This window comes from Vibrio sp. Vb0349, assembly GCF_033338975.1.
In genome coordinates, this window is record NZ_JAWOTS010000048.1 from 1 (window position 1) to 13,807 (window position 13,807).

Annotated in this window: 13 protein-coding genes; 4 read left to right on the forward strand and 9 right to left on the reverse strand. The window is 42.7% G+C overall.

Annotation, left to right across the window (positions count from 1 at the left end):
• Positions 1–313: 313 nt before the first annotated feature.
• Positions 314–622, reverse strand: coding sequence for an ArsR/SmtB family transcription factor (locus R7Q47_RS22425; protein ID WP_005381940.1), 309 nt, complete (start codon positions 620–622; stop codon positions 314–316).
• A 288-nt stretch (positions 623–910) separates the two neighbouring features.
• Positions 911–1,801, reverse strand: a complete 891-nt coding sequence (nhaR, locus tag R7Q47_RS22430; protein ID WP_005381942.1) for a transcriptional activator NhaR — start codon at positions 1,799–1,801, stop codon at positions 911–913.
• A 386-nt stretch (positions 1,802–2,187) separates the two neighbouring features.
• Between nhaR and R7Q47_RS22435 the strand changes: the two genes are divergently transcribed.
• Both R7Q47_RS22435 and R7Q47_RS22440 read left to right on the forward strand, forming a co-directional pair.
• Positions 2,188–3,333 (forward strand): Na/Pi symporter, encoded by a 1,146-nt coding sequence (locus tag R7Q47_RS22435; protein WP_025768431.1) that lies wholly within the window; start codon positions 2,188–2,190, stop codon positions 3,331–3,333.
• 147 nt (positions 3,334–3,480) lie between these two features.
• Positions 3,481–4,623, forward strand: a complete 1,143-nt coding sequence (locus R7Q47_RS22440; RefSeq protein WP_318089385.1) for a flavohemoglobin expression-modulating QEGLA motif protein — start codon at positions 3,481–3,483, stop codon at positions 4,621–4,623.
• Between the two features lie 70 nt (positions 4,624–4,693).
• Here the strand turns inward: R7Q47_RS22440 and R7Q47_RS22445 are convergent, their stop codons facing one another.
• The 5 genes from R7Q47_RS22445 to rppH all read right to left on the reverse strand — a co-directional run bounded on the left by R7Q47_RS22445 (position 4,694) and on the right by rppH (position 10,032).
• A complete protein-coding gene (locus tag R7Q47_RS22445; RefSeq protein WP_005381947.1) occupies positions 4,694–5,545 on the reverse strand; it encodes a thymidylate synthase in 852 nt (283 codons plus the stop codon).
• Between the two features lie 9 nt (positions 5,546–5,554).
• Positions 5,555–6,376, reverse strand: a complete 822-nt coding sequence (lgt, locus tag R7Q47_RS22450; RefSeq protein ID WP_005381948.1) for a prolipoprotein diacylglyceryl transferase — start codon at positions 6,374–6,376, stop codon at positions 5,555–5,557.
• Positions 6,377–6,463: 87 nt separating this feature from the next.
• Positions 6,464–7,255: a sulfite exporter TauE/SafE family protein gene (locus R7Q47_RS22455; protein ID WP_005385965.1), complete on the reverse strand. Its 792-nt coding sequence runs from the start codon at positions 7,253–7,255 to the stop codon at positions 6,464–6,466.
• A gap of 6 nt (positions 7,256–7,261) precedes the next feature.
• Positions 7,262–9,508 (reverse strand): phosphoenolpyruvate--protein phosphotransferase, encoded by a 2,247-nt coding sequence (gene ptsP, locus R7Q47_RS22460; RefSeq protein ID WP_005385966.1) that lies wholly within the window; start codon positions 9,506–9,508, stop codon positions 7,262–7,264.
• A gap of 2 nt (positions 9,509–9,510) precedes the next feature.
• The gene (rppH, locus tag R7Q47_RS22465) at positions 9,511–10,032 is read right to left on the reverse strand and encodes an RNA pyrophosphohydrolase (protein ID WP_005381953.1); all 522 of its coding nucleotides are present in this window, start codon (positions 10,030–10,032) and stop codon (positions 9,511–9,513) included.
• 619 nt (positions 10,033–10,651) lie between these two features.
• Here rppH and mutH point away from each other — a divergent pair.
• Complete coding sequence (gene mutH / locus R7Q47_RS22470; RefSeq protein WP_017821501.1) at positions 10,652–11,332, forward strand: DNA mismatch repair endonuclease MutH; 681 nt, start codon at positions 10,652–10,654, stop codon at positions 11,330–11,332.
• 15 nt (positions 11,333–11,347) lie between these two features.
• Here the strand turns inward: mutH and R7Q47_RS22475 are convergent, their stop codons facing one another.
• Positions 11,348–11,659: a DUF6482 family protein gene (locus R7Q47_RS22475; RefSeq protein WP_005381772.1), complete on the reverse strand. Its 312-nt coding sequence runs from the start codon at positions 11,657–11,659 to the stop codon at positions 11,348–11,350.
• Between the two features lie 154 nt (positions 11,660–11,813).
• Here R7Q47_RS22475 and R7Q47_RS22480 point away from each other — a divergent pair, with 154 nt between their 5' ends.
• Positions 11,814–12,848: an NADP(H)-dependent aldo-keto reductase gene (locus tag R7Q47_RS22480; RefSeq protein WP_213969652.1), complete on the forward strand. Its 1,035-nt coding sequence runs from the start codon at positions 11,814–11,816 to the stop codon at positions 12,846–12,848.
• 131 nt (positions 12,849–12,979) lie between these two features.
• On the opposite strand, the gene R7Q47_RS22485 is transcribed toward R7Q47_RS22480, so the two are convergent.
• Positions 12,980–13,231 (reverse strand): hypothetical protein, encoded by a 252-nt coding sequence (locus R7Q47_RS22485; RefSeq protein WP_005381776.1) that lies wholly within the window; start codon positions 13,229–13,231, stop codon positions 12,980–12,982.
• Positions 13,232–13,807 lie beyond the last annotated feature (576 nt).

Here is a 13,807-nt window from a genome sequence, read left to right on the forward strand (position 1 = left end):
TTCTTTTAGTTGTTGATTTCATAACACTCTCCAATTTTGGGGGTGGAAAGTGTCAACCTTATTTAGGACGGCACATTCTTAATAAAAAAAGCTGGCAATGCCAGCTTTTCTTTTTCTGAATGTCCCATTTAAAGACATCAGCTTATTCATTACCCATATAACGCTCAAACTAGAAAGCACTAATAAAACACTTGAGAACAAAGCAAATTGGTCGATGAGTAGTACCCTATCATCAAAAGTTTAACGCCACTCTCAAATATTCCAACAAGTTAGATTCACACTCTAAGATGAGCAGTATATTAGGACTATTTAATTAATGTTGAGCACTCTCAGCACAATAAAGACTATGCAGTGTTTTTATTAACGCTTTCACTTCATCACTCTTTAATGTGTAGTACACCGTCTGTGCTTCTTTCCTTGTCGTGACTAACTCATCACGGCGAAGCCAAGCAAGATGCTGAGATAATGCCGACTGGCTTAGCTCTAACTTTGCACACAGCTCTCCCACGGACAGCTCTTGGTTATGCAGCATACAAAGGATTTGTAGGCGTCTCTCGTTTGCCATCGCTTTGAGCAACACGACGGCTTTTGCGGAGTTCTGCTCCATTTCTTGTAGATTCATGTGTTGGACCTCTAGCTACAACTTACTTATTCCAACCCTGGCCAGCTTGTTGTGTTGCACTGATTTATATATCTAAGAAAATCAAGATACACTTCCAGAGTCTTCATTATTAGAACCTCTAATTTAGTTGTTAGTGATACACCAATATTATCCACCAAGGATTTTAATTGGTGCGCCATCAATAATTAATAGTTTTGCTCACTAAAACAAGTATCTTGCTTACTTAGATATTATTTAGAATTATATTTTTATTGATAGTAATCTATTTATTTACGCAACGATACGGGTTTACTCAAACATTTGACTGAAATCAGCATCACAAACATTTTTTACCGCGGGGTGTTGGATCATTCGTTCCGCAAAAATCACGTAGTACTCTTCTTTTAGCCCATCGACATGGCCAATTAGCTGTAAATTTCGGTCGTCTTCAATCTCCGACATGTATACGGTCGGTGCCAAGAAAATCACATCATCGTGGTACCGAGCAAAAGCTTTCATCAACGCAACATCATCAAACTCCCCCAGCACATTGGGTTGAAGACCTTGACGATCAAACCATTGAATAACTTTACGCCCCATAGCCGTTCGGCTCGCGGGAATCAGAAGTTTTTTTTGTTCCAAGATCTCAGGGAATCGCACATTTTCAATTTCAGAAGAAGCAAAAAAGCTCATGCTACTCTCACCTAACTTTTTGCTATAAAGGCCAGGACTTTGAGTAGAATCAACGGGACAATCCGAAAGGATCATATCTAGCTTGTGCTGAGAAAGGCGTTCAAGTAGCAGTTCGTGGGTCGATTCATAACAGCGTAAATGAATACTGTTATCTTCCGGGACGGTCGTCATCAGTACTTTACTGACCAAGCGTTTAGATAATGCATCGGCTACACCAACTTCAAATAGAATGTTCGAGTGCTGGCTGTAATTGACGATATCTAACATCTCATAGCTCAAACCGAACATCCGGTCGGCGTACTTAAACACAAGCTGACCTAACTCAGTGGGCTCAACTGTACGACCATTGCGCTTGGTTAACTTTCCTTTCATGCGCTCTTCAAGCGCTTTAATCTGTCCTGTCACGGTTTGCGGTGTCAGGAAGAGCGCGTCAGCCGCCTTAGTTACAGAGCCCTGTTTGCACACCATCCAGAAATAATAGAGATGGTTGTAGTTTAGATGTGACATGATCGAGTCCCGAAAAGAAAGTGATACTTTTTATACCAAATGTGACAGAGACAAACAATAAACTCGACAAAACCATACAATACCTTACAAAAGCATAAGTTTTACCGAAAGTATAAAGTCAACACTGTCATAAAAGTTGAACTGAGGCGCATTTTCTCTACAAAAAAAACGCAAAAACCAAACAAAACTAAATCAAAATTTAACCATTAAAATCAACAAGTTAAAAATTAATTTTCTTCCTCTTTTACGCCATTATCAAAAAGAACAATAAAAATCTCTCACAGCAAGAAATCTGTAATATTACTGAAATATTTGTTCTCTAACATCGCCCGCAGATTCAACTACAGACCGAAAAATGAACTGAAAGGTCAACGGAGAAAATTATGATGAACCAAGCTACTTCAACAGTGGCACCAATTTCGAGCACAGCTCGTTGGTTACGCTGGGCTAACTTGGCATTCATGTTATATCTGCTTCTTCTAGCAGTATCTATGGTTGGTAGTGGCTTTAAATGGGCAACTGGCGATCAAGCTAAGGTGCTATTTGAATTTGCCGCACACCCAGTTGCAGGTCTAATGATCGGCTTGGTGGCAACAGCCTTAATTCAGTCTTCAAGTACTGTAACGTCTATTATTGTAGGCTTGGTTGCAGGTGGCTTACCTGTAGAAACCGCTATCCCTATGGTGATGGGTGCTAACATTGGTACCACAGTGACCAATACGCTTGTGTCTCTTGGCCACGTGCGCTGTAAAGAAGAGTTCAAACGTGCATTTGCAAGTGCAACCATTCATGACTTCTTCAACTTGCTTGCTGTCGCTATTTTCCTTCCGTTGGAAATGATGTTCGGCATTTTAGAGAAAGTTTCTCACTGGCTTGTTTCTCCACTGCTTGCTACTGGTGATATGAGCATTAAAGGCTTCAACTTTATTAAACCAATTACAAAGCCAGTCGTAGGCGCAATTAAAGAGCCACTTTCTACCTTCGGTGATACTGTTGGCGGCGTCATGCTTATTGCTTTGGGTATTGCGACTATCTTCGTTGCAATCACAGTGATGGGTAAATTGATGAAGAGCCTAATGGTTGGTCGCGCACGTGAAATTTTGAAAAACGCCATCGGTCGTGGTCCTATTCACGGCATCGTATCAGGCTCAATCGTGACCGTTCTAGTACAATCTTCCTCAACCACGACAAGTTTAATGGTTCCGTTGGTTGGTACTGGCGTGTTGAAAGTACGAGATATCTACCCTTTCACTCTGGGTGCTAACATTGGTACTTGTATTACGGCACTACTAGCAGCGACAGCGGTATCTGGAGAGTTCGCAGTATTCGCACTACAAATCGCTCTAGTCCACTTAGTATTTAACATCATGGCGACGCTGTTTATCTTTGGAATTCCATTCCTACGTGAGATTCCGGTTAAAGGCGCTGAGATGATTTCTGAAATGGCTATTAAGAATAAAGCAGTTGTTGGTGGTTACCTAATGTCAGTATTCGTTATTCTACCAGGTGCAATTCTAGCCCTAACAACGTAACAACAACGACATACCATCGCTTATTGTTTAGGCTCCACATCGTGGAGCCTTTTTTATGATAATTAAACTGTTCAAATCGATTGTCCGGTGATAATTTGAGCCACATCAGCATGCTTATGCTGAGCTATCTCATTTGGAGTCGACAACATGACGCAGCTTAATGACGCTATTTCTGATCAGCTACTCGCAATAGACGAAAACCTAACCCAACTGGTTGCTGATATTGATATCCTCAGTAGCGTGAATCCTCTTAATTATGCTCAAGAAAGAGAACGTTTCATTAAAAACAAATATTCTCAAGAGCCTAATTTTCAATATTCAATTACTAACATAGATACCCACAGCGCAAAGCGACGTCTATATGAGCTACCTCTAGAAAACATTCAAGACACCCAACTGCAGAGGCTGTACGCGGATGTAATTCAGTCTTATGCAGATAAACTGGATCAAGTGAATACCATAGGTACGCAAGAGTTTCTTTATAACTCCTTACGCTATTATGGGGAACCGAGCGCCAAAGATATTGCCAACGCCCATTTCATATTGCACCTTCCTACAGAAGAAGAAAAAGAACCTCAGCACGATAGCCGTGCAATAGCACGTTTCATGCAAAATTTTGCTCAACGCAATGGGTATGAATGTGAAATACAGGTGTTGGACGGGATGTTAGCAAACGCACTAGTTTCAGGATCTAGAGTCAAAATTAACCACGCGGCGTACATCACCACTGATGAGCTGGAGGCTCTTGCACATCATGAAATGGGAGTACATCTCCTGACTACGCTTAACGGTCGTCAACAACCGCTAAAAGTCCTGAGCTTAGGTTGTCCTGCCAATACCAACACTCAAGAAGGGCTGGCTATATTATGTGAGTATCTGTCAGGACATTTCAGTATCAAGCGCCTAAGAACCTTAGCCTTACGAGTTCTGGCAGTAGAGTCGATGATCAAGGATCGCGATTTCCGCCATACGTTCATGCTATTAAAAGAACAGTATAAAGCTTCTGATCTTCAAGCATTTACAACGACTGCCCGAGTCTATCGAGGTGGAGGTTTAACGAAGGATTACTTGTATCTTAGAGGATTCCGAGAGGTGCTCAATGCCTATGATAAATTGGGCGATGACTTTTCACTATTGTTGTGCGGGAAAACAGAGCTGAAGTACTTTGAGCTTATCCGTTCATTAGTGAGTAAAGAAATATTCACTCAACCTAAGTTTATTAGCCCGGCACTGTCCACACCGATGCAGACCAACCCAATTCACCGTTATATTGTCAGTGCACTAAAATAATACCTTCTAAGTACAAAAAAGAAAAAAGCTCCATTCGGAGCTTTTTCTATATCTTGAAGAACGATACTCGTTACACTGAGAATGGGTAACGAATAGGATCGTGATGCTCGTACCCTTCAACCCAAAAGTCATCCAGTGTGACCCATGTTTCCAAATCTTCTAGAGATTTAATCTCTGGGTTGATATGGAACGTCGGCGCTTTTAATGGCTCACGCTTCAACTGAACATCGCGCATCAGTTCAAGCTGATCTTCATAAATGTGAGCATTCACAATCTTATGAAATGCCTGACCAGGTTTCTTGCCCGTAATTTGCGCCATAATCGCCAAGAACACGTAAACTTGAACCATATTGAAGTTTAAGCCAAGCGGTACATCACACGAACGCTGAGTACTATTCAGGTAAAGCGTATCATCCAGCAATGAAAAATGGTGACTGTACATACAAGGACGCAAGCACCCCATGTGGAACTCACCCGGGTTGTAGAAGTTCAAGATTTCACCGCGATCATCAACACCACGCGTTAAGTCATCCACTATCTTACGTAGTTGGTCAACATGACCACCATCAGGTTTCGCCCAGGCGCGCCCTTGAACCCCATAGACACGGCCCATGTCGTCTTCGCCTTTACGGTATGGGTTATTCAACCAGGCATCATTTAGGTTGGCATTGGCATCCCAGGTTTTCGTGCCCAGCTTACGAAAATCTTCCGCATTATCGTAACCACGAATATACCCTAATAGCTCTGCAACGGCCGCTTTCCAAAAACTTTTACGTGTGGTGACCAACGGAAATTGATTGTTCGCAACATCGTAGGTTAAATCCGCGTTGATTACGGTCAGGCAGCGCTTGCCTGTACGCTCATTTTCAACCCAAACACCTTGGTCAACGATGCGTTGACACAAATCTAAATACTGTTTCACACCAATACCTTACTTCGTCTTTTGTGGTAATTCGTCTTTGTAATGACCACGTTTGTATGCCCAAACCATCATGAGGACACCGATAACCACCATTGGCAGGGATAAAATCTGTCCCATGGAAATAAAGCCACCGAATAACCCCAAATGAGCGTCTGGTTCGCGCACGTATTCTACTAGGAAACGGAAGGTTCCGTAACCCGCAAGAAAGAGTCCTGAAACAGAACCTAGAGGACGAGGTTTCTTGATGAACCAATTCAAAATGAAGAAAAGGACGATACCTTCAAGCGCCATTTCATAAAGCTGTGATGGATGACGTGGCAGTGGACCGCCATTTGGGAAAACGATCGCCCAAGGCACATCCGTTACTCGGCCCCACAACTCGCTGTTCATGAAGTTACCTAAACGCCCCATACCCAAACCAAATGGCACAAGCGGCGCGATAAAGTCAGCAACACCGAAGAAAGTTCGCCCGTTTTTGTGTGCATACCAGAACATCGCAGTAATCACACCCAGTAAGCCCCCGTGGAAAGACATACCACCGGTCCACACTTTAAATAGATACAAAGGGTCAGCCAGGAAGAGCTCAAAATTGTAGAAAAGCACGTAGCCTACACGGCCACCAATCACCACGCCAAGGAAGCCTGCGAACAACAAATCAGAAACCTGCTCTCGTGTCCAACCACTTCCAGGCTTATCCGCACGTCGGTTCGCTAACCATAGAGCAAACATAAAGCCAACAAGGTACATCAAACCGTACCAACGAACCGAAACAGGACCAATAGAGATTAAAACCGGATCAATATTGGGAAATTCAATATATCCCTGAGACATAAATCATTCTCTTCTTATCACAACAAAATAAATATACCCAAGTAACCTCTAGATGCTTGGTTCAGCGAGAATGACTTGGGTACAAACTTAGAGCAGCATGGTCGCTGCAACAAACATTAAGAACACCGCGAATATCTTTTTTAATACCGCAGTTGGAAGGTTAGTTGCGAGCTTCGCACCCACTTTTGTTGTGAGCATCGAGGCCATAGCAATCGCTAATAAAGCGGGAAGATAAACATAGCCAATACTGTATGAAGGTAAGCCTTCCACTTTATAGCCATGTAAGATGAAGCCGATCATACCAGAAATAGCAATCACGCAACCACAAACGGAGGATGAGCCCACCGCTTTACGCATCTCTATCCCATGTTTATTTAAAAATGGTACCGACAGTGAGCCACCACCAATACCAGCAAGGCTTGATACGACACCAATTCCCGTGCCGTAAACTACAGTCACAGGGCTGCTCGGCATAGGTTTACTGCTCGTAACTTTAATGGAACGAAACATTTGTACTGACAGGCAAAGAACAATGACACCAAACACTTTCGGCAAATAGTGTGTAGGGATCCACTCAGCAATATTGGCACCAACAAAGCCACCAATGACCACACCAGGCATCAACCATTTTACGACAAACATATCGACATTGCCGAGCTTAAGGTGATTCATCGCCGATGAGCCAGACGTGACAATAATACTCGCTAACGAAGTGGCTAAGGCCATGTGCATACTCATTTCTGGAGAGATCCCAGCAAGAGGAAGCAAATACAACAAGGCAGGAACAACAATCAAACCACCACCGATACCGAGTAACCCCGCCATCACACCCACAAAAGCGCCTAGCGCCAACAATAACAAAAATAAAGAGACGGTCACGATTTCCTACTTTTTACCTGCACGGATAAAGCCCGCAAAGCCCTGTTGAATGAAGAAGTCATGCATCATTTGATGAATGTCCTCCCCATAGGACTTTGTCATTGCTTGCTCCGCTAATTTTTCTAATTCTTCTTGTTGGCTATGACGAATCAAATATTTCACCTTAGCCACATTGGAGGTGTTCATACTCAAACTGGTATACCCTAACCCAAGTAAGAGAAGAGCGCCAAATGGATCACCCGCTAGCTCACCACAAATACACACGGGCACCTGATATTTATCACACACCTCATGGATTTGCTTAAGCGCTAACAGTACCGCAGGATGCATAGATTCATAGACATCCGCTACGCGCGAATTGTTCCTATCTACCGCTAATAAATACTGAGTTAAATCGTTTGTCCCGACAGAAACAAAATCAACACGGTGAGCAATCGTTGGCAACAGATACACCATCGATGGTACTTCAATCATGACCCCAATTTGTGGGAATTGAATTCTATCATCAAGCAAAACGGCTTCGCTGTGAGCTTGATTAATCAAGCTAATGGCATCGTCTAGCTCTTTTACCCCAGACACCATTGGCAATAAGATACTTAAGTTTCCGCTTTCTGCACTCGCTCTTAACATTGCACGCAGCTGGATCAAGAAAATGTCTGGATGATCCAATGTAAAACGAATGCCACGCCAGCCTAGAAACGGATTATCTTCTTCGATGGGCAAATACGGCAAAGGTTTGTCACCACCAATATCCAAAGTACGCATCACTACTCGTTGATTCGGATAGCTGTTAAGTATTGCTTGGTATTGATGATACTGCTCATCTTCCGAAGGAAAGTGATGCTGAAGTAAAAATGCAATCTCAGTTCGGTACAACCCAACACCATCAACACCTGTGTTGATGGCAATATTACTGTCTGCACTGAGTCCCGCATTCAGCATAATTTCGATATGGTGATTATCTTGCGTAACCGCAGGGAGTGCGAGGTCCTTGTTTACCATGGCAAACAGTTCAGACTCTTCGCTTACTAAGCTGCGATACTCTCGCAACAACTGGCGGTTTGGCTCTAAGAAGATCTCACCCGTATAGCCGTCGACTATCCCGAGTTTGCCATTCACCACATCCGGATTAATGTTGGCGCCCATGACTGCAGGGACCCCAAGAGCTCGAGATAAAATGGCAGCGTGAGAGTTTGCGCCTCCCTCTAATGATACGACGGCTAACAAAAACTCTTTGGGTACAGAAGCGAGCAAGGTGGCAGTGAGTTCGTTCGCCACCAAAATAATGGGACGATCAATTGCAGAATTTTCTTGCTCACTGTTGTGCAGAAAATAGAGCAGCCTTTGCCCTAACTCTCGGATATCTTGCGCTCTTTCACGCATGTATACATCCGACATTCTTGCAAATCGATTCGAGTATGACTCTACAACTTGGCGTAACGCCCAGTCTGCCCTATCTCCTTTTTCAATCTGCTTCTTCAAATCACCGCGAAGCATCGGATCATTCAGTAAGTGAGTAAACAGATCGAAGATCGCCAGCGCATCTTTGTTGATTTCACTGTCCAGCTTTTTCCGCATACGGCGAAAGTCATTTAACGCTCGCTCTATGGCCACCAGTAATGTCTCGTGCTCGCGTTCCTTATCTAACGTGGACGAAGGGAAAACATCCGATAAACTCGGCTGGGTATTGTCGAACCAAAACTCTCCAATCGCGACACCAGTAGACGCAGGCAAACCTTTTAATACCGTGGGTTTAGATGCTAACTGCCAATGCCCAAGATTCTGCGCATGTGCAATGAGCACCGCTAACTGAGCGGATAAGGTAACAAGAAACGATTCTTCCATTTCACTAAACAAGCGCGGCGTTTTTTGTTGGATCACCAACACACCTAAAACTTGTTTACGATGAATGATTGGAGTAGCTAAAAAAGAGTGGTAAATCTGTTCGCCGAGTTGAGGAAAGAATTTGAACTCGGGGTGTTTTGAGGCTTCGGCAAGGTTAAGGGGTTCAGCGCTTCGTTTTACCAACCCAACCAAGCCTTCATTGAAGTTGATATGAATACTATCACCTTCAAAAATAAGGCCTTGAGTTGCCATTAACTCAAGGCGCTGCATTTCTTCATTAGCAAGATAGATAGTACAGCACTCAGTACTAAGGGCAGCACAAGTCTCTTTCACCAATATATCGAGTGCCAGATGCACATCATCGACCCTGGAGACTTTCTCAACTATTTCCCTTAGCTGACTGAGCATGATTATCCTCTACGTTGCTTTTTTCTTTTCCCTTTCGCTTTTCTCTCTCGAAAAGGCATGGCTAAGGATGCAAATTCTTTCATCGCTCGTCGATAAACATCTCGCTTGAAAGAAACAACTTGCCTAACTGGATACCAGTAACTTACCCAGCGCCAACCATCAAATTCAGGGGATTTTCCGCGTTGCATATTAATGCGAGATTCATCGCATTCTAATCTCAGCAGAAACCATTTCTGTTTTTGGCCGATACAAACAGGCTTGGAGTCCCAACGCACCAATCGCTTTGGTAGCTTATATCTTAACCAATGACGACTTGTTGCAATGATCTTAACGTCTTTTTTCGTTAAACCGACTTCTTCGTATAACTCCCTGAACATGGCTTGTTCAGGGGTTTCACCTTCGTCAATCCCACCTTGTGGAAATTGCCATGAGTGTTGCCCGTATCGTTTAGCCCAGAAGACCTGACCATGGTTATTACATATCACAATACCAACATTAAGTCGGTAACCATCGCCATCTATCACTGGCTAACCTCTATGAATAAATTTTTTATTACCGTGATTTTTCCACATATCCCCATTACTAGCAAACTTACTGATGTGATATGAGCAAGATTTATTACCTTTTCAGCATTTTTGGATATCTTTTAATCAAACCATACCTTATCAACACAAGAGTGAGACATTGCCCACATTTATTCACCTTTTCTGTGAATAACTTTGTGAAGAATTCAATTCAAATGAGTAATTCAGTTCAATCCCATCAAATAAAAAACAAATGAAGAAACAAAAAAATAAACATAAAACATTGATAAAAAAGTATTTATTTTTAAAAATAACGATAATTAGATCTTCAGTTTCTTGATGATCTTTTCACCAAACTCAGATCGGTCAAAGATCCACCAATAGGCTATTTATCCACACTCACCTGCTATTCGTTTAGATGATTACAACAAAATCAACCCCAAAAATGCATTTTAACCCCTGTTTATTCATACAGACCCCGTCAAGATCTTATCTATATCTCCTCCACCTGTGGATAAGTTATGAATTGATCGTTCTTACACCGCCTCGGTGAAATCTTAAACAGTAGATTTGGTCGGAGTTTGATAAACTATATTTTTTGTAATACCACCTTGTAACTATGAAACCAGAACCACAAACAGAAGCAGAGCTATTGGAACGAGCGCATGATATGGCAGGACTCAGTTTTGCTGAGTTGGCCGCCGAGGCGAATATGATTGTTCCTGAAAACTTAAAACGTGATAAAGGTTGGGTGGGTCAATTACTCGAATGGCACTTGGGCGCTCCAGCTGGCAGTAAACCTCAACAAGATTTCGCAAAACTAGGGATCGAGTTGAAAAGTATTCCGATCAGTTACTCTGGCAAACCTTTAGAAACAACCTTTGTTTCTGTGGCCCCCCTCACTGGTGTTCATGGTCTTACATGGGAAACAAGTCATGTTCGAAACAAGCTATCTCGTGTGCTTTGGGTACCCGTAGAAGGAGAACGAGAAATCCCACTCGCTGAAAGACGTGTGGGCAGTCCACTCATTTGGTCACCAGATGAAGAAGAAGAACGGATTTTGCGAAATGACTGGGAAGAGTTAATGGAGATGATCGTCTTGGGAAGATTTGATCAAATTTCCGCCAGACACGGAGAAGCGCTGCATCTTCGCCCTAAAGCCGCAAATGCAAAAGCGCTCACCGAAGCATATAACTCAAATGGTAAGCCGATGAAAACTCTGCCCCGAGGCTTTTACCTTAGAACACAGTTTACTGAACAGATCTTACTCAAGCACTACATTAACACTCAACCAGAATAAAACCATATCAGCTATTTAGTGCGTCACGAGCGATAACTCAATATCGCAGTATGAGGCTGCCTCTTCAGTGCCACATTCGTCATACGCATTGCGCAGCCTTAAATACGCTTTATCGACCCCTAGCCTCAATAGTTCTTCTTTTACTAAGTCTAGAGAGCCAAAATGTATCGGGTCTTCACCGTCTTTAATCGGCTCAAGTTGATGCTTGTACTCCACAGCTAAAAGATAGTCAGAGACATCAGAACACCCAATCACAAATACTTTGGGAGTTTTATAAGTATCTTTATGTGGACCATGTAGCCACATGTCCAATTGATGCTTCTGCATAACATACCTCCTTCACACGATCATTTAAGTGTAGTTAGGCTAACTGTAGCTTTCGAGTTTGCTCTTCCTTTATACGTAAATCATTTGCGATTGCGGCTAAAAATCCCCTATATTGGAGTCACTTATTTAGTCGGTAACTCTTCAAGGACGTGATATGCAATACACAAAACTACCGCACTCATCACTTGAGATCAGTAAAATCTGCCTCGGCACTATGACGTTTGGCGAGCAAAACACAGAAAAGGACGCCTTTGAACAGCTCGACTTTGCCCTCGATCATGGGGTGAACTTCATCGATACCGCAGAGATGTACCCTGTACCGCCAAACTCGGAAACACAAGGGATCACCGAGCAATACATCGGTAATTGGTTGGCAAAAAGCGGCAAAAGAGAAAAAGTAGTACTGGCAACAAAAGTGGCAGGCCCTCGCAATGTTCCTCACATTAGAGACAACATGAGCCTTAATCGTCGCCACATCCATACAGCAATTGATGACAGCCTTAATCGTCTACAAACCGATTATGTCGATTTGTACCAACTACATTGGCCGCAGCGTCAAACCAACTGCTTTGGTCAACTCAACTACCCATACCCTGACAAACAAGAAGAAGTCACGTTAATTGAAACGTTGGAAGCGCTTACTGAATTAGTGAATTCAGGTAAAGTGCGCTATATCGGCGTATCCAACGAGACGCCGTGGGGGGTGATGTCGCTACTGCGTTTGGCAGAAAAACACGATTTGCCAAGAATTGTCTCCATTCAAAACCCATATAACTTATTGAACCGCAGCTTCGAAGTTGGCTTGTCTGAAATCAGCCATTACGAAGGCGTTCAGTTACTTGCCTACTCTCCTTTGGCATTTGGCTGCCTGAGTGGTAAATACCTAAACGGGGCAAAACCTGAAGGCTCTCGATGCACTAAGTGGGAGCGTTTTGCGCGCTACTTCACTCCGCAAGGTGTTAAAGCGACCGAAGCTTACGTCAATTTAGCTCAAGAGCATGGTCTAAACCCTGCACAAATGGCGCTCGCGTTTGTCAATCAGCGTCCATTTGTTGCTTCTAACATTATCGGAGCAACAAACCTAGACCAATTAAAAGCCAATATCGACAGTATTGATTTGCAACTTAGCGACGAACTACTTACTGAAATTCAAGCAATAGGTACAACTTACTCGAATCCTTGCCCTTAACAGTACCACCTTCAAACGAAAACAGCTGATCTTCAAGATCAGCTGTTTATCCAATGAAGTCATACTTCATATAAAAAGTTAAGCGTGTTGAATGACTCGTTAGCAACTCAGTCAGCCCAACACGCTAACGATTACGTCATTATTCGCGACGTTAAGACTCGACGAAGGTGACGAACTCGACGTTCAACTTTTACTGCATCCGGAACATTGGCACGTGTAGAACGACCATCGCGATCTAAACCAATATCCCTCAATAGATGAACATTCGTCCATGGAATATCATGAGCAGTTCGGCGTATGGTACGCTGCCATTGCTTTTCTTCGCGTTTAAGGTCTGCTTTCAATAACAAAGTTGCCAATTGTAAGTAAATAGAGTGACGCATAATATTTTCTCCGATTATCGATGTATTCGACTGGGAAAAATAGTGCGTAAAATGAACAGAAATATTCTGTTGATACTAAGCCGCTACTTTTCCGCAGCCTAGTAATAAATATGATAGGTTACGGATTAATTTTTATCTTGTGAGCCAGTGGTATTGGTATCATCCGATTTAAGGGTTTTCGGAGCGATAGGCATACGATCAGCGCAAGCAGTGGTGTTAACAACGTAATGTTTCATCTTGCGCCTCCTAGCTAAAAATTAATCCGTTTATGAAAGGTATAACTCATTGAGTTACGGTTAAATTGTAAGCTTTGATGAATATATATCAAACATTTTTTGCCTTTTTGATTAAAAACAAATCAATACACCGCAATTTAGTTTCATATACTTTTATGTATAACATATTCACCTGAGGAATATATGAATTTGCGGATTTTATAAATCAAACCAAACAAAAAATAAAAAGAGCGGCTCTGTGGCCACTCTCTTTTATTGTATTTATGTGCCGTCCTAAATAAGGTTGACACTTTCCACCCCCAAAATTGGAGAGTGTTATGAAATCAACAACTAAAAGAAC

Excerpts from the sequence above, each read along its gene's own strand:
- R7Q47_RS22425 (WP_005381940.1), bottom strand. The coding sequence starts at position 622 with ATGAATCTACAAGAAATGGAGCAGAACTCCGCAAAAGCCGTCGTGTTG.
- nhaR (WP_005381942.1), bottom strand. The coding sequence starts at position 1,801 with ATGTCACATCTAAACTACAACCATCTCTATTATTTCTGGATGGTGTGC.
- R7Q47_RS22435 (WP_025768431.1), top strand. The coding sequence starts at position 2,188 with ATGAACCAAGCTACTTCAACAGTGGCACCAATTTCGAGCACAGCTCGT.
- R7Q47_RS22440 (WP_318089385.1), top strand. The coding sequence starts at position 3,481 with ATGACGCAGCTTAATGACGCTATTTCTGATCAGCTACTCGCAATAGAC.
- lgt (WP_005381948.1), bottom strand. The coding sequence starts at position 6,376 with ATGTCTCAGGGATATATTGAATTTCCCAATATTGATCCGGTTTTAATC.
- ptsP (WP_005385966.1), bottom strand. The coding sequence starts at position 9,508 with ATGCTCAGTCAGCTAAGGGAAATAGTTGAGAAAGTCTCCAGGGTCGAT.
- mutH (WP_017821501.1), top strand. The coding sequence starts at position 10,652 with ATGAAACCAGAACCACAAACAGAAGCAGAGCTATTGGAACGAGCGCAT.
- R7Q47_RS22475 (WP_005381772.1), bottom strand. The coding sequence starts at position 11,659 with ATGCAGAAGCATCAATTGGACATGTGGCTACATGGTCCACATAAAGAT.
- R7Q47_RS22480 (WP_213969652.1), top strand. The coding sequence starts at position 11,814 with ATGCAATACACAAAACTACCGCACTCATCACTTGAGATCAGTAAAATC.
- R7Q47_RS22485 (WP_005381776.1), bottom strand. The coding sequence starts at position 13,231 with ATGCGTCACTCTATTTACTTACAATTGGCAACTTTGTTATTGAAAGCA.